We start from the raw sequence: 22354 nt of genomic DNA on the forward strand, positions 1-22354 counted from the left end.
CTTGGTGTTGATCGGTCAGATCGAGGCTGAAGGTTCGTGGCGTGCTGACACGATGCATTCCTTCTCGTCGTGGTTGGCCTCGCGGGAACGCCTGTCGAAGGCGTTGGCGCAGCGGACGGTCGGGGCGGCGCGGGCGTTGCGTGAGCACCTGCCCGCGACTGCTGCTGCGGCGTGTGCTGGGGAGATCACCGCCGAGCACGTGTCGATCATGGTGAAGGCCACGGGCACGGAGACGTTGCGCGAGAAGTTGGCTGGGCCGGTGGCCAGTGATACTGCGGCGGGGCCGGTGTGCACGGGCGAGCAGATGCTCCTGGGGAACGCCGGGACATGCAAGGTGGATGAGTTCGGCAAGCTCATCAAAGGCTTCACCGTCAGTGGCGACCCGGAAGCTCAGGAGAAGGCGTTCAAGGACGCGGTCGAGCGGGAGTTCCTGCAGATCTCACCGACGTTGGGTGGGATGCAGATCAGCGGGTTCGTCACGACCGAGCACGGCCAGGCCTTCAATGCCGCGCTCCGCGCGGTCGCTGGCGTCCCGGCCGCCGACGATCTGCGGCCGGCGGACCTGCGCAAGGTCGACTCCCTCGTGGACCTGGCCCACCTGGTCCTGGACGGTGGGATCGCTGGCAAGGGCGCCAACGTCCGCCCGCACTTGTCGGTCCACATCACGTGGGACGAGTTCACCGGCCTCTACGCCAACGCGCACACCGCGTCGACATCCTCGACCGTCAGCGTCAGTTGAACTCGCGACCCGTCAGCCTGCGCGGCGACCGGGGCTGGTCCGATGAGACCCGGCGCCTCGGTCGATGCAAGCAGGTTGATCACCGTACCGCCGAAGTCGAAGGCCGCGGACTGAGCGTCCTCGAACACGAGCGGCATCCCGAACACCTCCTGGTAGAACTGCTTCGTCTCGGCGAGATTGTCCGTGAACAGCGTGATGGCACTGATGCCCTGCACCCAAGGAGTCATGTGCCCAGTATTCACGTGTCAGCAAGGTCACGTGTCGGCAACGTCACGTCGAGGCGTAGAACGCGCACTTTCGGACGACGACCAGGCACCATGGGCTGGGTCCAAGGGCCCGGTTTTGCACGGAAGCCACCGGGAGAATAGATCTGGGCAGCCAGCCACACAGGACGTCCCACCGCAGACCCTCGACCGAAGGCACAAGTCATGAACACCACTCAGCTCGGCCGAATCGTCGTCGCCGGCGCTGGCATGGTCGCGCACCGCTTCGTCGAACAGCTCATCGCCCGCGGGCCGCAGGACGGCTGGACGCTCACCGTCGTCGGCGACGAGGGGCATCTGCCCTACGACCGCGTGCACCTGTCGGAGTTCTTCGACGGACGCAGCCCCGCAGATCTCGCCATGAACCCGTCTGTCTGGGACGACCCCCGGGTCGAGCTTGTCTCTGACGACCGGGTCGAGGCCATCGACCGCGATGCCCAGTTCGTGCACACCCGCTCCGGCGGCGCGATCGCCTACGACACCCTCGTGCTCGCGACCGGCTCCTGGCCGTGGAGCCCGCGCGCTGAGGGCACCGACCTGCCCGGCGTGTTCAGCTACCGCACCATGGCCGACGTCGCGGGCATCGCCGCGTGGATCGCCGAACGCGAGGCGACCCTGGGACGCCCGCTGCGCGGCGTCGTCGTCGGGGGCGGGCTGCTGGGGCTCGAGGCCGCGGCCTCGCTGCAGAAGCTCGGCGCGCACGCGTCCGTCGTGGAGTTCGCCGACCGCCTCATGAACGTCCAGCTCGACGACGGCGGCGGGCAAGCCCTGCGCGTGCTCATCTCCGACATGGGCATCGACGTGCACACGTCGACCGGCGCCTCCGCGCTCGGTGCGGCCGCCGACGGCCCCGTGGGCACCATGGCGCTCACCGACGGCTCCGAGCTGCCCGCCGACATCGTCATCTTCTCGACCGGCATCCGCCCCCGCGACCGCATCGCCCGCGAGTCCGGGCTGGCCATCGGCGAGCGCGGCGGCGTCGTCGTCGGCCCGACGTGCCGGACCTCCGACCAGGCGGTCTGGGCGATCGGGGAGTGCGCATCCTACGAGGGCGAGTGCACGGGCCTCGTCGCGCCGGGCAACGTCATGGCCGACGTCGTCGTGGGGCAACTGCTCGGCAGCGACCTGACCTACGCGAGCCAGCCGGCCGGCGCCAAGCTCAAGGGCGTCGGGATCGACGCCGCGAGCTTCGGCGACGTCTTCGCCCTCTCCCCGGGTGCGCTCGAGGTCACCTTCGCCGACCCGGTCGCCAAGACCTACAAAAAGCTGGTCGTCTCCGACGACGCCAAGATCCTGCTCGGCGGCGTGTTTGTCGGCGACACCACGCTCTACCCTTCGCTGCGGCCCATGCTGGGCCGCGCGCTCGGCGCAGACCCATCCGCCTTCCTCGCCCCCGAGGGCGGCGCTGGAATCCCCAGCACGGACCTGCCCGACGACGTCGTGGTGTGCTCCTGCGCGAACGTCACCGCGGGCACCATCCGCGGCGCGGTCACCGAGCACGGGTGCATGGACGTCGGCGCGGTCAAGGCGTGCACCAAGGCCGGGACGATCTGCGGGTCCTGCGTTCCGCTCGTGACCAAGTTGGTCAACGCCACGCTCGAGAAGGCGGGGATCGAGGTCTCCCACGCCATGTGCGAGCACTTCTCGATGTCCCGCGCGGAGCTGTTCGCGCTCGTGCGGGCCGAGGGGCTGCGCACGTTCACCGAAGTGGTGGCCGCCCACGGGACAGGCCGTGGCTGCGTCATCTGCAAGCCGGCAGTCGCCTCGATCCTCGCCTCCCAGGGGGCCGGGCACGTGCTCTCCCGCGAGCACATCGCGCTGCAGGACACGAACGACCACGCCTTGGCGAACATGCAGAAGGATGGGACGTACTCCGTCATCCCGCGGGTGCCGGGCGGGGAGATCACCCCGGAGAAGCTCATGGTCATCGCCCAGGTCGCGGCGGACTTCGGGCTGTACACCCGGGTGACCGGCGCGCAACGGATCGGGATGTTCGGGGCCCGGATCGACCAGCTGCCCGAGATCTGGCAGCGTCTCATCGACGCCGGGATGGAGTCGGGTCAGGCCTACGGGAAGTCCCTGCGCGCGGTGAAGTCCTGCGTCGGGCAGTCTTGGTGCCGCTTCGGCGTGCAGGACTCCGTCGGCATGGGCATCCGCCTGGAGCTGCGGTACCGCGGCCTGCGCTCCCCGCACAAGTTCAAGTTCGGCGTCTCCGGGTGCGCCCGCGAGTGCGCAGAGGCGCGCGGCAAGGACGTCGGCATCATCGCGACCGACAAGGGCTGGAACGTCTACGTCGGCGGCAACGGCGGGTTCACCCCGCGCCACGCCGAGCTGCTCGCCGAGGACCTCGACGACGACCGCCTCGTGCAGGTGATCGACCGCTTCCTCGCCCTGTACATCCGCGAGGCCGACCGCCTCGAGCGGACCGCGCCGTGGGTGGCGGGCTACCCGGGCGGCATCACCGCCCTGCGCAAGGTGCTCGTCGAGGACTCCCTCGGCCTGGGCGCCGAGCTCGAGCAGACGATTGCCGAGCACGTGGAGGCGTACACCGACGAGTGGGCGGACACGCTCGCCGACCCGGAGAAGCTCAAGCGCTTCGTGTCCTTCGTGAACCTGCCCGACGAGCACGACCCCGACCTGGCCTACACCTCCGAGCGAGGTCAGGTCCGCCCGGCTCGTGCGGGCGAGATCTCCAACAACAACCCGGTCATTGCCCGGACGATCGAGGTGCGCTCATGACGAGCTGGACAGCAGTGTGTGCGATGGACGACCTGCTCCCCGAGCTGGGGGCGGGGGCCATGGTCGACGGCGTGCAGGTCGCCCTGTTCCGCCTCGCCGACGACCGCGTGCTCGCCATCCACCAGCGGGATCCGTACTCGGGGGCGAACGTCCTGTCCCGCGGGATCATCGGGTCGCGCGGAGACGTGGCGACGGTGACGTCGCCGATGTACAAGCAGGTGTGGAACCTGGCCACGGGGGAGTGCCTGGACCCGGTCGGCAAGGACCCGGTCGACCTGCGCACGTGCGCGGTCGAGGTGACCGGCGGTCAGGTGCGGGTCTCGCTCGGGTAGGCCGGGACGTCGTCGGGCACGATCGCCGGGCCTTCGCCGCCCGGCGTGCGGAGCGCGGGCGTGACGAACGACGCCGCGAGGACGCAGACCAGCACGAGGACCATCGCCCCGCGTAGCCCGACGTGTTCGCCGAGGAATCCGAGGGTCGGCGGCCCCACGAGGAAGGCGAAGTACCCGGCTGTAGCAACCGCGCTGACGCGCACGGCGGAGTCGGGGTGGTCGCCGGCCGCGGAGATGCTCACCGGGAAGGCGAGCGAAGCCCCAAGTCCCCACAGCACGACGCCGACTCCCGCGACGACCGTGTTGTCGACGACGATGACGAGGGCCAGTCCGACGGCGGCCAACAGCGCGCAGAAGCGTACGACCGCGGAGCGGCTCACCCGGCGCAGCACCATCGCGCCCGCGAACCGGCCGACGGTCATCGCGGTCGCGAAGCCGGCGAAGATCAGCGATCCGGTCGTCGCGGACGTCCCGTGCCCGTCGACCATGAGCAGCGGGAGCCAGTCGTTGGCGGACCCCTCGGCGAAGGCCATGGCCAAGATGATCAGGGCGATGAGCACGAGCCGGTGGTCGCGCCACACGGTGAGCTGGTCGCGCCAGCTGGGTGCGCGGTCGTCGGGCTGGGCCTTGCCGGTGCCGGCCGGGACGGCCCGGGCGCCCCAGGCGCACACTGCGGCGGTGGCGACCGCGACGATGACCAGGTGCGCGACGACGGGGAAGTCGGCCGCGGTCAGGGCGATGCCCAGCAGCGCGCCGGCCACCGTGCCGAGGCTGAAGCACCCGTGCAGGGTGGCAAGGACCGGGGCGCCCAGGGCCGCCTCGAGGGCGGCACCCTCGATGTTCAGAGCGATCTCGCACAGCCCCATCCCCGCGCCGAACAGGGCGAGCCCGGCGAAGACGCCGCCGGCCACGCCCAGCAGCACGCCGAGCCCGACGACGGCCATCCCGGCCGCGATGAGCGTGACACCTGCCGTGATGACGGGACGACCGCCGTGCCGGCGGACGAGCCCCCCGGAGGCTACGACGCCCGTGATCGACCCGACCGAGAGACCGAAGAGGACCAGACCCATCTGCGCGGTCGAAGCATCGACGGCGTCGCGGACGGCAGGGGTGCGTGAGACCCAGGAGGCCATGGCGAGGCCGGCAACGAACATCGTGGCGAAGAGCGCCAGCCGCCATCTGCGGGTCGTGGGATCCATCGGTGCTCCAAGATCGGTGAGGGGCGGGCGGCTGTGCACGTTCGTCCGCGCCAAGTGTACGCTCGTACCTATGACGACTGACCGCACCACCCAGCCCACGTCCGGAGTCGGTCCCGACGGCTACCCGGACCCCGCTGACACCCGCACGATGCACACGCGCATGCTGGCAGGCGATCTCTACCTCGCCGACGACCCCGAGATCGGTGAGACGAGCGCGGCTGCCCTCGATCTCCAGGACGCCTACAACCAGACTTCCGCCCGGCAGGGTCCGCTGCGCAGGGTGCTGCTCGAGCAGATGCTCGGCTCGATCGGCGCGGGCTCCGAGATCCGCCCGCCGATGTACATCGACCTCGGCAGGAACATCACTATCGGCGCCCGGTGCTTCGTCAACTTCAACCTCACGGCGCTCGACGTCGCCGCGATCACGATCGGCGACGATGTCCTCATCGGCCCCAACGTCCAGCTGCTCACCCCCACCCACCCCGTCGAGCCCGCCCCGCGCCGGGACAAGTGGGAGGCAGCCAAGCCCATCACCATCGGCAACAACGTCTGGCTCGGGGGAGGCGTGATCGTCTGCCCCGGCGTGACCATCGGGGAGAACAGCGTCATCGGGGCCGGCGCGGTCGTCAGCCGGGACATCCCGGCGAACGTCGTCGCGGTCGGCAACCCGGCCCGCGTGATCCGCAGCATCTGATGAGCCGGAGATTTGATCCCACCCGACGTGACCGCCTGATCGACGTGACGATCGAGGCCATCGCCGAGCTGGGCGTCGCCGGACTCTCCGCACGCAAGGTCGCGACCCGGGCGGACGTGCCGCTCGGGTCGATGACCTACCACTTCACGGACATGGACGAGTTGCTCCGTGAGGCGTTCACCCGCTTCGCGGGCTCCGTGGCAGTCCGTTTCGAGGAGCGGTTGGCCTCGGTCGTCGGGGTCGCCGAGGCGAAGGCCGCAGTCGCGGCGATCATCCATGAGGATGTCTTCGACACTCCGGCCAACCTCGTGCTCACCCACGAGCTGTACACGCTGGCGGCCCGCGACCCCGCCTACCGCACGATCACCCGCGACTGGATGCGGCGCAGCCGGGCGGCCCTCGAGCGTCACTTCGACCCGACGACGGCACGTCAGCTCGATGCGCTCATCGAGGGCCTGACCATCCACCGAGCGCTGGACACCGAGTGTCACGACCCCGAGGTCACCGTCGGCGCGATCGAGCGCATCTGCCGAGGCGCGGGAGGCTAGAAGGCGTCGAGGAGCTCGACGACCTCATCTGTCGAGGTCGGGGTGAAGTCCGCATAGAACTGCCCTACGGCGCGGAAGGTGCGGGGGCTGAGAACCTGGACGAGCTCGTCGGCCGCGAGCCCCGCGGCGGTCGCCTCCGGCGGGGCTACCGGCACGGCGACCACCACCCGTGCCGCACCACGGGCGCGGGCCACCTCGACGGCGACCCGAGCGGTCGCCCCCGTGGCCAGGCCGTCGTCGACGACGAGAGCCACCTTTCCGGTCAGGTCGAGCGGGGCGCGTCCGTGGCGCAGCCGGGCAACGAGGGCGTCGACCGCTGCTCGCTCAGATTGCTGGACTTCGTCGAGCTCGCGGTCCGAGACGTAGGCGAGCGTCGCATGTTCGAGTACACCCACGGATCCCTCGCCGACTGCGCCGATGGCTACCTCCGGCTGAGCCGGGAACCCAAGCTTGCGGACCACCACGACGTCGAGCGGTGCTTCGAGCGCTCGCGCAACCTCGACCGCCACCGGCACGCCGCCGCGAGGCAGGCCGAGCACAACGACGCCCGGCCCTCGCACGTGCTCCAGTCGCCGAGCCAGCTGGCGCCCGGCATCTCGACGATCGACGAACCCTGACATCTGTGCCGCTCCCGTGAGTTCCTCCGTCCATCCTCGCCCCGCGCGGCGGCTGACGGAAGGGGGATCGCTCGCTTCGCGACGGGGCTGCGGCCGTGCGGTCGCGGCTCCTCGGGGAGCCGCGTGGTGTACCGCTAGTTGGCAATCGTTTGCCTCAGTGGCAGGATGGCACCATTGGAGCCGCCTGTGGTCATGCCGCAGTGTGGTGATGGCGAGGTGCATCACCGTTGATGCACCGCAGTCGGCCGCCGTGGCAGCCGACTGGGCCCAGGTCAGCCCGTGGAGGAGTACATCGTGGTCAGCGACAAGAGTGCCCTTGCGGACGACGCGATCGCCGCAGTGCCGGAGCCTGCGCCGCGCAGGCGCACGCGCAGCGGCGGGGCACCCACGATCTATGACATCGCCCAGCTCGCGGGTGTCAACCCGTCGACCGTCTCCCGTGCGCTCAACCAGCCGGGCCGGATCAACGCCAAGACCGAGGCGCGGGTTCGGGCCGCGGCGAAGGAGCTCGACTACCACGCCAACCCGATGGCGCGGGCGCTGCCGACCGGGAGGACCAACACCCTCGGTCTCTTCCTCGCCGACATCACCAACCCCATGGTCTTCGACGTCGTGCGCGGCGCCGAGCGGGCAGCCACGGCCGCTGGCCTGACGCTTGTCATCGCCGAGTCGCAGGAGTCCGGTGACCTCGAGGAGACAGCCATCGAACGGCTCCTGCCGTCGGTTGACGGCGTGGTCCTGGCGACCACGCGGCTGAGCGACGAGCGGATCCTCGCGCTGACCCGGCGCAAGCCCGTGGTACTCATGAACCGCGAGGTGGACGGCGTCACGTCGGTCGTCCCGGACATCGGACCTGGGGTCGACGAGACCGTGGCCCACCTGCACGGGCTCGGCCACCGCTCGATCGTCTACCTCTCGGGGCCGACCACCTCGTGGATGAGCGGCCGGCGCTGGGATGCGTTGAGCGCGAGCGTCGTCGCCCACGGGATGTCTCTCATCGAGATCGGTCCGAATGCGCCCACCCTCGCGGGCGGGCGCGACGCCTTCGCCCGGGTCCAGCTCTCGGGAGCGACTGCCGTGGTCGCCTACAACGACCTCATGGCCATCGGTCTGCTCCGCGAGGCGAGCCTGCGCGGCGTGGTGTTCCCCGACAACCTGAGCATCGTCGGCTTCGACGACATCTTCGGCAGCGACTTCACGTCGCCGCCGCTGACCACCGTGCGCTCACCGTTGCTCGAGGCGGGGACCCGAGCGGTCGACCTTGTGCTGCACGCGATCACGACCGGTGACCAGGTCACGCCCTGCCTAGTCACTGGTGACCTGACGACCGAGCTCGTGGTCCGCGGCTCGACGGGCGCGCCGCAGGCGACCTGAGCCCGACGCCGCGCGCCCGCTCTCGTGTGTAGCTCGCTGGCCTGCTCCATGGCCGCGTGAGCGTCGCCGATGCCGTGGCAGACCCCGTCTGCCGGGGCCGGGCCGAGGCTCTGTGGGACGAGGCCGAACGAGTGCTGCCGGCCGCAAGTCCTGACCTGGCGTCCTACCGGGCGGCGCTGCACAACCGGTTCGAGAATGCCCGGATCGAGCATCGCCTCTCCCAGATCGCCGCCGACGCCGCATTCCGTGCTCGGGTGCGCTCGGTCGTCACCTCGTTCAGCTGAGGCTCTCACCAGCAGGTTCGGGACCCGCCGACAACCAGCTATTCGGCCAAATGGCAATCGCATGCCAAACGGCGGGATGCGTGATCCACTGGAGGAAGCCCGAACCGGCTCCGGTTACTTTCAGAGCCAGCAGCACCAGGTCCCACGAATCTAGCCCGCAATGTCGCGCAGTCGCAGTGAAGCGACCCAGGAAGGTCAGTCATGCTGAAACCGCAGTCCTCCGCCACCCGTGAGCTCCTCAACCTCGACGGTCTCTGGCGGTTCGCCGTCGAGAACGACGAAACCGCGGGATCCTGGACCGCTCGTGTCGAGTCCGGCCTCGAGGCTCCCGTCCCGGCCAGCTACAACGACCTGTTCACCGACCCGGCGATCCGCGACCACGTCGGCTGGGTCCGCTACCAGCGCGAGGTCCGGGTGCCGCGCGGATGGGCGGGGGAGCGGGTGTTCGTCCGTGTCGACGCCGCGACCCACGAGGGCCGGGTCTACGTCGGTGACGTGCTGGTCGCCGAGCACGTGGGCGGATACACCCCCTTCGAGGCCGACATCACCGAGCTCGTCACGGCCGGCGAGGTGCTGCGGCTGACGATCGCCGTGAACAACGTGCTCACCAACGAGACCATCCCGCCGGGATCCATCGAGGTCACCGCGGACGGGCGCCGCCAGCAGCGGTACCTGCACGACTTCTACAACTACGCCGGCCTGGCCCGCTCGGTCTGGCTCTACAGCGCACCTGCCCTGCGGGTCGGCGACGTGACGATCACGACCGACGTCGACGGCTCGACCGGTCTCATCGGCTTTGACGTGTCCACCACCGAGGCAGGGCAGGTCCGGGTGAGCGTCCGGGACACGACCGGCCGCGTCGTCGGTCAGGCAGACGGCGCCCAGGGCACGCTCCGGGTTGAGGACGTGACCCTGTGGCAACCCGGTGCCGCCTACCTCTACGACTTCACGATCGAGACGCTCGACGACGCAGGCGCCGTGACCGACGAGTACGTCCTGCCCGTCGGGGTCCGCACCGTCGAGGTCCGCGGCATGCAGTTCCTCATCAACGGTGCCCCGTTCTACTTCACCGGCTTCGGCAAGCACGAGGACACCGCGGTCCGCGGCAAGGGCCACGACAACGCCTACCTCGTCCACGACTTCCAGCTCCTGGACTGGATCGGGGCGAACTCCTTCCGGACCTCCCACTACCCCTATGCCGAGGAGGTCATGGAGTTCGCCGACCGGCACGGCATCGTCGTCATCGACGAGACCGCAGCGGTTGGGCTCAACCTGGCCATGGCGGGTGGGATCTTCGGTGGGGTCGTCAAGCCGACCTTCTCGCCGGAGACGATCAACGACCGCACCCAGGCCGTCCACGCCCAGGCCATCCGCGAGCTCGTCGCGCGGGACAAGAACCACCCGAGCGTGGTCATGTGGTCCATCGCCAACGAGCCGGGCTCGAGCGAGGCCGGCGCGCGTGAATACTTCGAGCCGCTCGCCGCGCTCACTCGTGAGCTCGACCCGACGCGCCCCGTCGCCTTTGTCAACGTCATGTTCGCGACCTTCGAGACCGACCTCATCTCCGACCTGTTCGACGTCATGTGCCTCAACCGCTACTACGGCTGGTACGCCGACACGGGCGACCTGGCCAGCGCCGAGGTGCACCTCGAGACCGAGCTGCGGGGCTGGCAGGAGAAGTACGGCAAGCCGATCATCATGACGGAGTACGGCGCCGACACCCAGCCCGGTCTGCACTCGATCTTCGACCAGCCGTGGACCGAGGAGTACCAGTCGGCCTACCTCGAGATGAACCACCGGGTCTTCGACCGCATCGAGGCCTTCGTCGGCGAGCAGGTCTGGAACTTCGCCGACTTCCAGACGTCGGTCGGTATCTTCCGCGTCGACGGCAACAAGAAGGGCGTCTTCACACGCGACCGCAAGCCCAAGGCGGCCGCCCACGCACTCCGTGCACGTTGGACCACACTCGGAAAATAGTTGCGCTCTGCGCGACGGGCAAAGGAGCCCAGATGTCCTTCATGACTAAGCACCCGCGAGCGACGACGCCCGCTTCCCAGGCCACCCAGCGGCCGTCGACCACGACGCCTTCATGCCCCCGGCCCTGCTGGAGTCCCAGCTCGCCACGCTCGAGCCGCTCGCAGCCGACGAACCCGGAATCGTGGTGGACATCGGGCCCGACGTCGTCACAGTGATCGCCACGGCGGTCGGGCAGATCCGCGCCTTAGCCGGTGCCGGACAGGGCATCGCGCAGCGAGCCGATCACGAATGCTCCGGCAGGTGAACTCGCCACCGTCAGGAGGACGAGGTTGGCGACCACTGTGCACCAGAAGACCGCACGGAAGCTCACCTTGATGGTCTTGTGCCGCAGCACCTGCTGCGCGAGGAGTGCACCGGGCCACCCACCGAGCAGGGACAGCAGGTGCAGCGTGCTCTCGGGTGTCCGCCAGCGCCGGCCTCGCGCCGCGGCCTTGTCCTTCGCGTAGACGACGAACGTCAGCAGGCTCATTGCGGCGTACACCCAAGCCGTCCAGGACGGAACGGTCCAGACGGTGCCCAGCGCGGCCACGGCGCCTGCGCTCACCCCGAGCGGCACCGCGACCTTGAGCGTCCGAGACAGTCGACGCGAGCGCCCGCGCCGACCCGAGCTCGCCTGGGGCTCACGGGTCCGGGTGGCGCCGTCAGTGTCGCGTCCGGGGCCGGCGGGAGGAGTCATGCGGCGAGTGTAGCGAGGGCCGGTGGGGCGGGTGTCCGGGATGGGTGTCTGAGGTGGGTGTCCGAGGCGGCTGCCTGACCGGCGAGAATGATCCGTATGACCACACCGATCGCGCGACTGCTCGCCGACCCGCCGGACCTCCCGGTCCGGACTGGTCTCTCCGAGCTGGTCCGTGCCGTGGGCGCGCGCGGGGTGGCCGTCGTGCACGCGCCTCCCGGGACCGGCAAGACGACGCTCGTCCCGCCCGCGCTGGCCGCCGTCGTGGCGGGTCGGGTGATCGTCACGCAGCCGCGGCGGATCGCGGTGCGGGCGGCCGCGCGGCGCCTCGCCCAGCTGCTCGGCGAACCCGTTGGTCAGACCGTGGGGTACACCGTCCGCGGGGAGTCCACGACGACCGACGCGACCCGGGTCGAGATCGTCACGACGGGGGTGCTCCTGCGACGGCTGCAGAACGACCCCGAGCTGGTCGGCGTCGGTGCGGTCGTCCTCGACGAGTGCCACGAGCGTCAGGTCGATGCCGACCTCGCCCTCGCCCTGCTCGTCGACGTCCGCGCGAACCTGCGTGACGACCTCGTGGTCGTGGCCATGTCTGCCACGGTCGAGGCGGAGCGCACCGCTCAGCTGCTCGGCGGGGCCGGCGGCACGGGACCGGGCGACAGACCTGCCCCGGTCGTCACGGTCGAGAGCGCCCTCTTCCCGGTCACCGACGTCTGGTGCCCGCCGCCGCCACGGTCCGCCGCCCTCGACGAGCGCGGCGTCACCCAGCCGTTCCTCGACCACGTCGCGGCGACCACCCGCCGGGCGCTCGCGGAGCAGACCGGCGACGTCCTGGTGTTCGTGCCCGGGGCCGGGGAGGTGGGCGCCGTCGTGCGCCGCCTGGGCGGGCTCGACGTCGACGTCCGGCCGCTGCACGGCCGACTGCCCTCCCGAGAGCAGGACCTGGCGCTCGCGGCCGGGAGCCGGCGCCGCGTCGTCGTCTCGACCGCGGTCGCCGAGTCGTCACTGACCGTCCCCGGCGTGCGCGTCGTGGTCGACGCCGGTCTGTCCCGCGAGCCGCGGACGGACCACCGGCGCGGGCTCGCCGGGCTCGTGACTGTCCGGGTGAGCCGCGCGAGCGCAGCTCAGCGTGCCGGACGCAGCGGCCGCGAGGGCCCGGGGGCGGCGTATCGCTGCTGGTCACGGGAGGACCACGCGCGCCTGAACGCGCACCCCACCCCGGAGATCATGACCGCGGACCTGACCGACTTCGCGCTCGAGCTCGCCTGCTGGGGCAGCGCGGACGGCTCTGGCCTGGCCCTCATGGACGCGCCGCCAGCGGCTGCGATGGCGGTCGCACGTCAGACCCTGGTGGGGCTGGGCGCGGTGTCGCCGGACGGTCGGGTCACCCCGCGTGGCCGGGAGATCTCACGCATCGGCGTCGATCCGCGGCTGGCCCGCGCCCTGCTCGACGCGAGCGTGGTCATCGGGGCCCGGCGCGCCGCCGAGGTGGTGGCCTTGCTGTCCCAGGATGTGCGGGCCCCCGGCGGGGACCTCGTCGCCGCGCTGCGTGACGTGCGCCGCGGCGGCCCTGAGGGCGCCGCCTGGGCCAAGCAGACCCAGCGGCTGCAGCGGGCCGTGCCGCGCGGGCGGGACACCCGTGACCGGAGCGACCTGACTGAGGACCTCGCCGTAGGGCTTGTCGTTGCGCTCGCCCACCCCGACCGGGTCGCGCGCCGCCGCCCCGGCGGAACCCGCTATCTCATGGTCTCCGGGACCGGCGCGGACCTGCCGCCAGGGTCGCCGCTGGCCGGCTACGACTGGCTCGCGATCGCCGACGCCGATCGCGGCGCGGGCCGGCGCGACGCCGTCATCCGCTCGGCCGCTCCCCTCGACGAAGACCTCGCCCTCGAGGCCGCCTCAGCCGCCCTGCACGACGACGAGGAGGTCGCCTGGGTGGACGGCAGGGTCCTCGCGCGCCGCACGACCGGACTGGGGGCCATCGAGCTGAGCTCGGCTCCGCTGACCGATCCACCGCGCGAGCGGGTCGTCGCCGCGATCCGCACGGGCCTCGAACGCGACGGGCTCGACCTGCTGCCCTGGCGAGAGTCGGCTCGGGAGCTGCGCGCACGGTTGGCCTTTGTGCACCGCGCCTGCGGTTCGCCGTGGCCCGACGTGAGCGATCAGGCGCTGCTCGCCGACATCGACCGGTGGCTCGGTCCGGACCTCGGCAGGATCCGGACGACGCGGGATCTGCAGCGCGTCGACGTTCCGGTGGCGTTGCGCCGGCTCGTGCCGTGGGAGGTAGCCGGGCGCCTGGACGAGCTGGCGCCCGAGCGGGTGGCCATCCCGAGCGGGGCCCGGCCACGGATCGACTACTCCGGGGACCAGCCGGTGCTCGCGGTCAAGGTGCAGGAGGTGTTCGGGTGGAAGGCGACCCCCACGCTGGCCGGCGGCCGGGTGCCGTTGCTGCTGCACCTGCTCTCCCCGGCGCGCCGCCCTGCGGCTGTCACGGCCGACCTGGAGTCCTTCTGGCGGACCGGCTACCCGCAGGTCCGCGCGGAGCTGCGCAGGCGGTACCCCAAGCACGCCTGGCCGGAGGACCCGTTCGCGGGGTGAGGGCGCACGCGCGACGGGCCGTCGTCGTGCATCCCGGTGGGGAGACGACGGCGGCCCGTCAGGTGACTATTTGACGACGGGCACCGGTGACGCGTGCCAGATGCGGTCGAGGTAGTCGCGGATCGAGCGGTCCGAGCTGAAGAAGCCGGACCGGGCGACGTTGAGGATCGCGGCACGTGACCAGGCTTCCTGGTCGGCGTAGGCGACGTCGACCTTGTCCTGGGCCTCGATGTACGCCTGGTAGTCAGCCAGGACCATGAAGCGGTCCTTGTCGAGCAGGTCCGAGACGATCATCTGGAAGGTCGTTCGGTCCCCGCCGGAGAAGGCACCCGAGGCGATGAGGTCGATCGCACCGCGCAGCGAGGCGTTCGCCTCGTAGTAGGACCCGGGGCGGTACCCCGCGTCGGAGATGTCCTGGACCTCGGGCTCGGTGAGCCCGAAGAGGAAGAAGTTGTCCGCCCCGACCAGGTCGTAGATCTCGACGTTGGCGCCGTCCAGGGTGCCGATCGTCAGCGCCCCGTTGAGCGCGAACTTCATGTTCCCGGTTCCGGAGGCCTCCTTGCCGGCGAGCGAGATCTGCTCGGAGAGGTCGGCCGCGGGGATGAGCTTCTCGGCGAGGGTCACGTTGTAGTTCGCCGGGAAAGCGATCCGCAGGCGTCCCTCGAGCTCGGGGGCAGTGTTGACCACCTTGGCGACGGCGTTGATCAGCGCGATGATCTCCTTGGCCATCCGGTAGCCGGGGGCCGCCTTCGCGCCGAAGGTGACGACCCGCGGGGTCAGGTCGGCGGCGCGCAGCTCGCCCTTGAGCACCCGGTCGTACGTCGTGATCACGTGCAGGACCTTGAGCATCTGGCGCTTGTACTCGTGCAGGCGCTTGACCATGACGTCGAAGAGCGCATCGGAGGACAGCTCGATCCCGTCACGGGTGGCGAGCAGGTCGACGAAGCGCTTCTTGTTCTCGGCCTTGACGGTGCGGAAGGCGGCCCGGAACGAGGCGTCCTCAGCGAAGGGCTCAAGCTCGCGCAGGCGCTCGAGGTCGTTGACCCAGCCGGTGCCGATGGCCGCGTCGATGAGCTCGGAGAGCCCGGGGTTGCTCAGCTTGATGAAGCGGCGAGGGGTGACGCCGTTGGTGACGTTCGTGAACTTCTCGGGCCACAGCCCGGAGAAGTCGTTGAGCACCTTGTCCCGCAGCAGCTCCGAGTGCAACGCCGCGACGCCGTTCACCTTGGAACTGGCGACCGTGGCGAGGAAGGCCATCCGCACGGCGCGCTCCGGCTGCTCCTGGACGATCGACATGCGACGCGCCCGGAGCTCGTCGCCGGGGAATGCCGCGCGGACTCCGGCGAGGAACTGCTCGTTGATCCGGTAGATGATCTCCAGGTGGCGGGGGAGCAGACGGCCCAGCAGCTCGACCGACCACACCTCGAGCGCCTCGGGCAGCAGCGTGTGGCACGTGTAGTTGAAGCTGGCGCGGGTGACGTCCCACGCCACGTCCCAGTCCAGTCCGCGCTCGTCGACGAGGATGCGCATGAGCTCGGGGATGGCGATGACGGGGTGGGTGTCGTTGAGCTGGAACGTCACGCGGTCAGGGAGGTTCGTCAGCGCGAAGTCGTCCGGGAGCAGCCGGGTGATGAAGTCCGTGATCGACGCCGCGACGAAGAAGTACTGCTGCTTGAGCCGCAGCTCCTTGCCCTGTGGGGTCGAGTCCTCGGGGTAGAGGACCTTGGAGATGTTCTCGGCCACGGTCTGGGCGCGGACGGCTGCCTCGTAGTCGCCTGAGTTGAAGATCTGCAGGTCGAAGGCGTTGGTGGCCTTTGCGCTCCACAGGCGCAGGGTGTTGACGTTGTGGGTGCCGTAGCCGGGGACCATGTAGTTGTAGGGCACGGCGGAGACGCTCTCGGAGGGCACCCAGCGGGTACGGCTGCCTCCGGTCTCGTCTGTGACCTGCTCGGTGTATCCACCGAAGCCGACCTCGACGGCCATGTCGGGGTGCGGGAACTCCCACGGTGACCCCTTGGACAGCCAGGTATCCGGCTGCTCGGCCTGGCGGCCGTCGACGAAGGTCTGGCGGAAGATTCCGTATTCGTAGCGGATGCCGTAGCCGACCGCAGGAATGTTCAGCGTCGCGAGGGAGTCGATGAAGCAGGCCGCGAGCCGTCCGAGCCCGCCGTTGCCGAGCCCCGGCTCGATCTCGATCCCTTCCAGGTCGTCCAGGTCGAGTCCGAGGCTGGTCAGTGCGCCACGGGCGAGGGACTCGAGCCCGGTCGCGAGCAGGGCGTTCTCCAGCTGCGGGCCGAGCAGGTACTCGGCGGACAGGTACGCGACGATCTTCGACTCGGTGGCCTGCTGCGTCCGCAGCGTCGCCAACCAGTTGTCGATCATGAAGCCGCGGACGGTGCCGGCGAGGGCCTGGTAGAGGTTGTCCTTCGTGGCGAAGTTGAGGTCGACACCCTGTTCGTAGCGCAGCTGACGGACGAACTCGTCGGCGAACGATGAGACGGTCACGGGGGAGGAGGGTGGCTCCTGGGTGGTTTCGGTCACACGCACAACGCTACCCCGAGACGCCGGGTGGGGTGATGTTCACCGGCGGCGTGGTCGCTACTGCTTGGTACCGGAGATGTTGACGAGCCAGGCGATGCCGAACTTGTCGGTGCACATCCCGAACGTGTCGCCCCACGGTGCTCGGTCCAGGGGCATGGTGACCGTCCCGCCCTCGGAGAGCTTCCCCCAGTACCCGCGGAGCTCGGCCTCGTCCTCTCCGCTGAGCGAGACGGAGAAGTTGGTGCCCGGGGTGTACTCCATCGAGTTCGGCGTGTCGGAGGCCATGAGCGACAGCCCGGACGGTGTCGTGATCATCGAGTGCATGATCTTCTCCGCCTCGCCCGGGTCCTCGCTCGCCTGGAACTCGGCGAAGGTGCTGATCGTCAGCTCGCCGCCGAAGACGGAGTGGTAGAACTCGATCGCCTGTCGCGCGGTGTTGCGGAAGCTCAGGTACGGGTTGAGCTGAGTGGCCATGGTCGTGCCGCCTTGTGGGTGTGGTCGGTGGGTCGGGTCGATGCCCTTCGATTATCGACCGGTGGCACCGGGGGGCGCGCGTCGAGACGACTGATCAGGCCGGGACCGGCGCCGACTGCGGGTCCGGTGCCGCCAGGCCGCCGGGGACCAGGTCGTCGAGCAGGAGGAGCGCGGTCTCGTTGAGCTTCTGGAGGTGGCCGAGCACCCGTCGGGTCTCTTGGGTCAGGGGGGAGTCGTCGAGCAGGTCGTCTGTGAGATCGAGCCAGCCAGGGATGTCGTCCTGTGGGTCGCCGCGCAGCGCGGCGGCGAGCGCGTCGAGGTTGCCCATGGTGAGGGCGGTGAGCCGCGCCCACTTCTCCGCTGGGATCCCGGGGTCGCCGGCCTCCGTGCCGGTGGCCGCGCGCAGCAGCTCACGGGCCGCGAAGACCATCGCCCACACGGCGGTGAGCTCTCCCTCGATGCCCCCGATGTCCAGGGCCCCGGATGCGTGCCGCAGCGGGGCGGCGGTCGTCGTCACAGCTCGGAGTTGGCGGTCGATGGCAAGGCCTTCGCTGCGGAGCGCACCCACGGGCAGGTCGGCGCCGCCGAGGCGGTGGAGGGAGGCCGACGTCGCGGACGCCAGCTCGTCGACCAGGGCGGTGAGGTCGTCGTTGAGCTTGGTCCGGGTGCGGACGGGCAGGATGAGTCGGGCGACCACGAGGGCGACGACCGCACCGATGACCGTCTCGAGGATGCGGACCTCGACCGCGACGGTGCTGAGCTTGCCCAGGAACTCGTAGAGCTGGGCGAACAGCATGGTCTGCCAGAACGTGGTCAGCGGGGAGGACACCGTGCGGAAGTAGGTCGAGGCGAAGACGCACAGTGCGAGCAGCGGCAGAGTGACGGCGTGGTTCGATCCCCACTGGATAGCCACCGCGAACCCGATCGCCGCGCCGACGACGGTGCCGATGATGCGTTGGGTGGCCTTGACGAAGGTCTCACCGTCCGTGCCACCGAGCACCTGGTAGGCGGGCATGGCGGCCCAATACTGGTGGGTCGTGGACGCAACCGACCCCAGGCTCAGGGCGAGACCGGTCGAGACCGCCGCCTGGATCGCGCGCCGCGAGGTCGGGGAGAGTGTTGCCCGGGCGCCCGCTGTGGTCGATGCCGCGCCTGCGTGGTCGTGGTCTGGGACGACGTCCGTCGGGTCCATGCCGGGGCCGTCGAGGTCGAGCGGGTGGGCGGAGTGAAGCGCGTCGGCAGCACGGAGGAGGTCGACCGTCGAGCGGTGCAGTCGGCGCGCGGGCTCGGGCCATCCGGCCGGTGGTGCGTAGGACAGCAGCAGCTCCGTGGGGGCGGCAGACAGGTCGGGTTCCGACCCCGTGCGGTGGTTCCGGTCCTGGGCCCAGCGAGGTGCCTTCGTGAACTGCCGCAGGTGCTTCTGAAGCAGCTCGATCTCACCGGCCAGGCGGGCGCGCAGCGCGATCGGCATCGCCTCGCCGGTCGCGGCCCGTGCCGCGTCGGAGAGCATGACGGCCGCGAGCTCCAGGTCGAAGACCCGTAGCCGCAGCGCACCGGCCTGGGACGGGGTGAGGCCGAGCGTCGTGTTGTTGGCGGTGAGCTGCCCGCCGAGGAAGGCGCCGGAGCGGCTCAGCTGGAGCATGTCGCGCTGGACCCGGCTCGTGACATCAGGGTCCCACCGCGCCCACGAGACGGCGTCCACGAGTGGATCAAGGGCGAGGACCAGCCGCCGCTCGAACGCCTGCACGCCGTCGCGTGCCACCCGGCCCGGAAGGTCCGGCAGCACGACGAAGCCCAGGAGGAACGCCCAGGCCACGCCGACGACGCCGGCCAGGATGTGCGCGACGAGGTCCCCGGTCTGGAGGTGCATGAGCAGCGCGAAGTAGTAGGCGATGAAGGCGAGCTGGCCGAGGATCGCCCACCTCAGGCCGTATCTCCCGATCCACACCCCGACAAGGGCGACAAGTGCGAGAGACGCCGCGGTGAGCGGCGAGGGGCCTCCGACGACGATGGTGAGCAGGACAGCCAGGACGACCGGGCCGACGGCGAGGGCCGTGGTGAGCCGCCGCCCCTTCCCGGTGCCGGCCCCCGTCGCGGCGCTCGTGAGCATCGCGACGATCCCGCCGAAGATGGCGGCCTGGGTCGAGTCCGTGTCGAAGCCGTGCAGCACGAGGACGAGGGTCGTCGCGGCGAGGACTGCTGACAGCAGGGCGCGCAGGGCAGCGACGAGGCGGGTGAACCCGGGGTCGATGAGGGCGGACCTGTCGCGGAGGAAGGTGCGCCATCCGTGCCAGTGCCGGGTGACAGGGGAGTCGCGGGGCACCACACGAGCCGGGGTGGCCGGCGTCACGCCGACCTGGGCCGGGCCGGGGTCCGGCGCCTCCCACACGACCGGCGGCGCCCCCGACGTCCCGCGTGCCGACCGCCCGGTCATCACGACGATCGGCTGGTAGTCGAGATCACGGCTGACCGCCGTGGTGAGGCCCTGCATGCGGTAGGCGAAGGGGAGCCACGCGGTGTAGCGGTCATAGGTGTCCTGGGGGTCGTCGACCGGGCTCGTGCGTGACAGCCGAGCCATGTCGTGGTTGAGCTGGGCGAACTGGGTCACCCACCGGTCGGCGTCCGCGCCGGTGGGTGAGGCCCGCCACGCCCGCTCGAAGCCGTCGAAGTCCAAGAGCTCGGGGACGTCGGTGCTCTTCCACTGCAGCAACGGGTGGATGTACTCGCTGAACTGGTCGAGCTGGGCGGTGAGCGGGACGAGGACGGGCTGCAGCGACGCGAGCTGCCCGGTCGGGCCACCCCACCGCAGGCTGGCCACGACGCCACTGAGCATCCCGAGGGAATAGGGGAGGGAGAACTGGTCCCGCCCGCTCTGGAAGTAGTACGCGGCGTGGTGCAGGCGCAGCCCTTCGGTGTAGGAGGCGAAGGAGTCCGAGATCGCCTGGAGGTGGCTGTCCAGGCCGGTCGGCTGCCCCAGCGGGAAGAACGGCTCGAGGCTCGAGATCGGGTCTCCGGCGCCGCGCTCGGCGGAGTAGAACTTTGACGACAACGACTGCAGTGAGCTGATGACGTCGTAGATCCCCAGGAGGAACGTGAGGATGAGGGAGACGAGCACGACGCCGGAGATGGTCTGGGCGATCGACAGCGACCGCAGCCAGTCGGTGTTCGGGGTGAGTTGGGACGTGCCCACGGTCGATAGCTGAGCGGCGCTGAAGTACAGGGCGCTGTAGAACCCCTGGTGGACGCCGTCGTACAGGAAGTTGTCGTCGCGCATGTTGCCGTAGTAGATGAGTCCGAAGCCGAGGATCACCCCGCCGATCCAGGCGACCACGGTGGACATGATCTGCAGGCCGGTGACCTGGCGCAGGGCTGCCGGGCGCCACCGGCGGGAGAGCCTCCTGGTGGCCGCCCGCAGGAGCCGCCACTGCAGAGCGGCGAGCGGACCTGCGATGAAGCCGGCCTCGTCGTAGTTCAGTGCGGTGAGAAACACGTCAATGAGTGTTATTCCCAGAACCGCTATTCCTAATGTCGCCCAAATGGCTTCCACGATGGCAGTTTATCGAGGAGTGTCAAGGCGAACAAGGGCTGGGAAAAGAAGATGGCGGAATCCTGATCAATGGCGTTGTGAATCGTTCGGGAGGAATGATACGCCCGAGATTGATCGCTGTCCTGCGCATTCGTCGCGGGGTGGACAGCGGGTGGGCGGACGGGTCCGTCGCCCTCGTCTTGCCGGCCATGGCCGTGCCGTGTCCCCCCTGTCCGACCGGACCGGTCAGGTCGTCGAACTTGCATGAACGGTTGCCCTTTCAACTTCAGATGCAAGTGTCTGGGCCGTTCTCGAGGGGCCGGGTGGCCGAGAGTGCCGCGCACGATGCTTCAGACCGTGGGGCGGCTGGCGCCCCGGGGCGCCCGACCTATCGCCCACGACGGTCGTCCTGGGTGCCCCGTTCTGACCGTGCCGAAGAGTCTTCAGAGCCCGCATGCAGGTACTCGCGAGCGCGCGTATCGTCGAAATTGGACCACCTTGGGTCGGTGGCAGTCCGCCGCCGGACGCACTCCTGGAAAGGTATCGCTGATATGAACCTGACGCCGAAAGAACTCGACAAGCTGGTCGTCTATCAAGTGGCAGATCTTGCGCGCAAGAGGCGAGACCGCGGGACGCTCCTCAACCTCTCCGAGGCCCAAGCGCTGGTCACCGAGGCCATCCTCGAAGGTGCTCGGGACGGGAAGTCCGTCGCCGAGTGCATGGAGCTCGGCAAGACCGTCATCACCGAGAGGGACTGCATGCCCGGCGTGCGACCACGCTTGAGCCTGCTCCAGGTCGAGGCCACCTTCGTCGACGGGACCAAGCTCGTCTCGTGCCACGACCCGGTGGGAGCCTGACGGCATGAGCGGTGACCCTCTCGCTGCGCCCCGGATCGTGCTCGTCGCAGGACACGAGGCCGGTGGGGGCGCAGACCTCGACGACTACGCCGCCGCCCTGACCGGGGCCGTCGTCACCGGTGCGGGGCGCCAGCTCCACAATGTGGTGACCTCGATCCTGGGTGTGGCAGGCACCCGCGTGGTGGTGGTGCCGATGACCTTCGGACGCAACCCCACCATGGTCGCGGACGCGGCCAAGACCCTCAGGTGGCTCGCGGACGGCGACGGGCGAGGGCGGGTCGCGCTCGCGGCGTCCTTCGGGACGCTCGACCACCTCACCGCATGGCTGCGCAAGGCGGCCAACGAGACTGTCGCACGCTCGCCGGGCGCGGCCGTCGTGCTCGCCGCTCGCCGGGCCAATCCCTTCGACGACGCCGAGCTCCATCGCGTCGCCCATCTCGTGCGCACGCACGGGGCCGGCAACGAGGTGGAGGTGTCCTGCACGAACACCGGCGCCGCGGTGGCCGGCACTCTCGAGCGGTTGCGGCTGCTGGGGTGGGACGAGGCGGTGATCGTACCCGCAGGCTTTGCGCGGACCTATGACGCCGAGCTCTCGGGTGCGCTCGGCGGCGCCCGGTTCTACGGTCCGCTCATGTCGGAGAACGCCGTGCTCAACGTGATCACGGATCGGGTCCGGGCAGCTGACCACGACCTTTCCCACGGTCGCGACGGGATCGCGGCCGGCCTCGAGGCCGACCACGGGCACGGGTACGCGCACTCCCACGCCTTCGAGCTCGACGCAGCGACAGCAGGCCACGCCCATCCCCACCCGCACGCTGCACCCCACGCCCGACTCACGCACGATCACTGATCAGTGGAG

Annotated in this window: 18 protein-coding genes; 11 read left to right on the top strand and 7 right to left on the bottom strand. The window is 70.1% G+C overall.

The features are described 5' to 3' along the window. Window positions 1-739: DUF222 domain-containing protein (locus BLQ50_RS04735; protein ID WP_175559022.1), on the top strand; the 739-nt coding region annotated here is incomplete at its 5' end. On the opposite strand, the gene BLQ50_RS04740 is transcribed toward BLQ50_RS04735, so the two are convergent. Further along, window positions 688-966, bottom strand: coding sequence for a VOC family protein (locus BLQ50_RS04740; RefSeq protein ID WP_093181738.1), 279 nt, complete (start codon window positions 964-966; stop codon window positions 688-690). The two genes, BLQ50_RS04735 and BLQ50_RS04740, sit on opposite strands and share 52 nt — an antisense overlap. Window positions 967-1167: 201 nt before the next feature. Between BLQ50_RS04740 and nirB the strand changes: the two genes are divergently transcribed. Together nirB and nirD are read left to right on the top strand one after the other, a co-directional pair. Next, window positions 1168-3741, top strand: a complete 2574-nt coding sequence (gene nirB / locus BLQ50_RS04745) for a nitrite reductase large subunit NirB (protein ID WP_093181740.1) — start codon at window positions 1168-1170, stop codon at window positions 3739-3741. After that, window positions 3738-4073, top strand: a complete 336-nt coding sequence (gene nirD, locus BLQ50_RS04750; RefSeq protein ID WP_093181742.1) for a nitrite reductase small subunit NirD — start codon at window positions 3738-3740, stop codon at window positions 4071-4073. Before nirB ends, nirD begins: the two co-directional genes overlap by 4 nt. Here the strand turns inward: nirD and BLQ50_RS04755 are convergent. Next, window positions 4049-5272, bottom strand: coding sequence for an MFS transporter (locus BLQ50_RS04755; protein ID WP_093181744.1), 1224 nt, complete (start codon window positions 5270-5272; stop codon window positions 4049-4051). The genes nirD and BLQ50_RS04755 overlap by 25 nt on opposite strands. Window positions 5273-5420: 148 nt before the next feature. Between BLQ50_RS04755 and BLQ50_RS04760 the strand changes: the two genes are divergently transcribed. Both BLQ50_RS04760 and BLQ50_RS04765 read left to right on the top strand, forming a co-directional pair. Beyond that, window positions 5421-5966, top strand: a complete 546-nt coding sequence (locus tag BLQ50_RS04760; RefSeq protein ID WP_093182517.1) for a sugar O-acetyltransferase — start codon at window positions 5421-5423, stop codon at window positions 5964-5966. Next, the gene (locus BLQ50_RS04765) at window positions 5966-6514 is read left to right on the top strand and encodes a TetR/AcrR family transcriptional regulator (RefSeq protein WP_217629105.1); all 549 of its coding nucleotides are present in this window, start codon (window positions 5966-5968) and stop codon (window positions 6512-6514) included. Before BLQ50_RS04760 ends, BLQ50_RS04765 begins: the two co-directional genes overlap by 1 nt. Here BLQ50_RS04765 and BLQ50_RS04770 read toward each other — a convergent pair. Further along, window positions 6511-7353 carry a phosphoribosyltransferase gene (locus BLQ50_RS04770; RefSeq protein WP_342672048.1) on the bottom strand — a complete coding sequence of 281 codons (843 nt, stop codon included), beginning with the start codon at window positions 7351-7353 and terminating at the stop codon, window positions 6511-6513. The genes BLQ50_RS04765 and BLQ50_RS04770 overlap by 4 nt on opposite strands. A gap of 57 nt (window positions 7354-7410) precedes the next feature. Between BLQ50_RS04770 and BLQ50_RS04775 the strand changes: the two genes are divergently transcribed. The 3 genes from BLQ50_RS04775 (at window position 7411) to uidA (ending at window position 10766) form a co-directional block, all read left to right on the top strand. Beyond that, window positions 7411-8505, top strand: a complete 1095-nt coding sequence (locus BLQ50_RS04775) for a LacI family DNA-binding transcriptional regulator (RefSeq protein WP_245700903.1) — start codon at window positions 7411-7413, stop codon at window positions 8503-8505. Between the two features lie 41 nt (window positions 8506-8546). Continuing rightward, window positions 8547-8789 (top strand): mannitol dehydrogenase family protein, encoded by a 243-nt coding sequence (locus tag BLQ50_RS04780; protein WP_093181747.1) that lies wholly within the window; start codon window positions 8547-8549, stop codon window positions 8787-8789. Between the two features lie 201 nt (window positions 8790-8990). After that, on the top strand, window positions 8991-10766 hold the full coding sequence (gene uidA / locus BLQ50_RS04785; protein ID WP_093181748.1) for a beta-glucuronidase: 1776 nt from the start codon (window positions 8991-8993) through the stop codon (window positions 10764-10766). Between the two features lie 244 nt (window positions 10767-11010). Here uidA and BLQ50_RS18975 read toward each other — a convergent pair whose 3' ends face one another. Next, window positions 11011-11502: a DUF1294 domain-containing protein gene (locus tag BLQ50_RS18975; RefSeq protein WP_093181750.1), complete on the bottom strand. Its 492-nt coding sequence runs from the start codon at window positions 11500-11502 to the stop codon at window positions 11011-11013. A gap of 96 nt (window positions 11503-11598) precedes the next feature. On the opposite strand from BLQ50_RS18975, the gene hrpB reads away from it, so the two are divergent. Next, window positions 11599-14097 (top strand): ATP-dependent helicase HrpB, encoded by a 2499-nt coding sequence (hrpB, locus tag BLQ50_RS04800; protein WP_175559024.1) that lies wholly within the window; start codon window positions 11599-11601, stop codon window positions 14095-14097. A gap of 66 nt (window positions 14098-14163) precedes the next feature. On the opposite strand, the gene BLQ50_RS04805 is transcribed toward hrpB, so the two are convergent. The 3 genes from BLQ50_RS04805 to BLQ50_RS04815 form a co-directional block, all read right to left on the bottom strand. After that, a complete protein-coding gene (locus BLQ50_RS04805) occupies window positions 14164-16638 on the bottom strand; it encodes a glycogen/starch/alpha-glucan phosphorylase (RefSeq protein WP_093181751.1) in 2475 nt (824 codons plus the stop codon). 57 nt (window positions 16639-16695) lie between these two features. Next, complete coding sequence (locus BLQ50_RS04810; RefSeq protein ID WP_093181753.1) at window positions 16696-17112, bottom strand: VOC family protein; 417 nt, start codon at window positions 17110-17112, stop codon at window positions 16696-16698. A gap of 94 nt (window positions 17113-17206) precedes the next feature. Beyond that, on the bottom strand, window positions 17207-20602 hold the full coding sequence (locus BLQ50_RS04815) for an FUSC family protein (RefSeq protein WP_093181754.1): 3396 nt from the start codon (window positions 20600-20602) through the stop codon (window positions 17207-17209). A 587-nt stretch (window positions 20603-21189) separates the two neighbouring features. On the opposite strand from BLQ50_RS04815, the gene ureA reads away from it, so the two are divergent. Both ureA and BLQ50_RS04825 read left to right on the top strand, forming a co-directional pair. Beyond that, window positions 21190-21495, top strand: a complete 306-nt coding sequence (gene ureA, locus BLQ50_RS04820) for an urease subunit gamma (RefSeq protein ID WP_093181756.1) — start codon at window positions 21190-21192, stop codon at window positions 21493-21495. A 4-nt stretch (window positions 21496-21499) separates the two neighbouring features. Next, window positions 21500-22345 carry a sirohydrochlorin chelatase family protein gene (locus tag BLQ50_RS04825; protein ID WP_093181757.1) on the top strand — a complete coding sequence of 282 codons (846 nt, stop codon included), beginning with the start codon at window positions 21500-21502 and terminating at the stop codon, window positions 22343-22345. Window positions 22346-22354: the final 9 nt, after the last annotated feature.

It is taken from the genome of Sanguibacter gelidistatuariae (assembly GCF_900096585.1).
GTDB lineage: Bacteria > Actinomycetota > Actinomycetes > Actinomycetales > Cellulomonadaceae > Sanguibacter > Sanguibacter gelidistatuariae.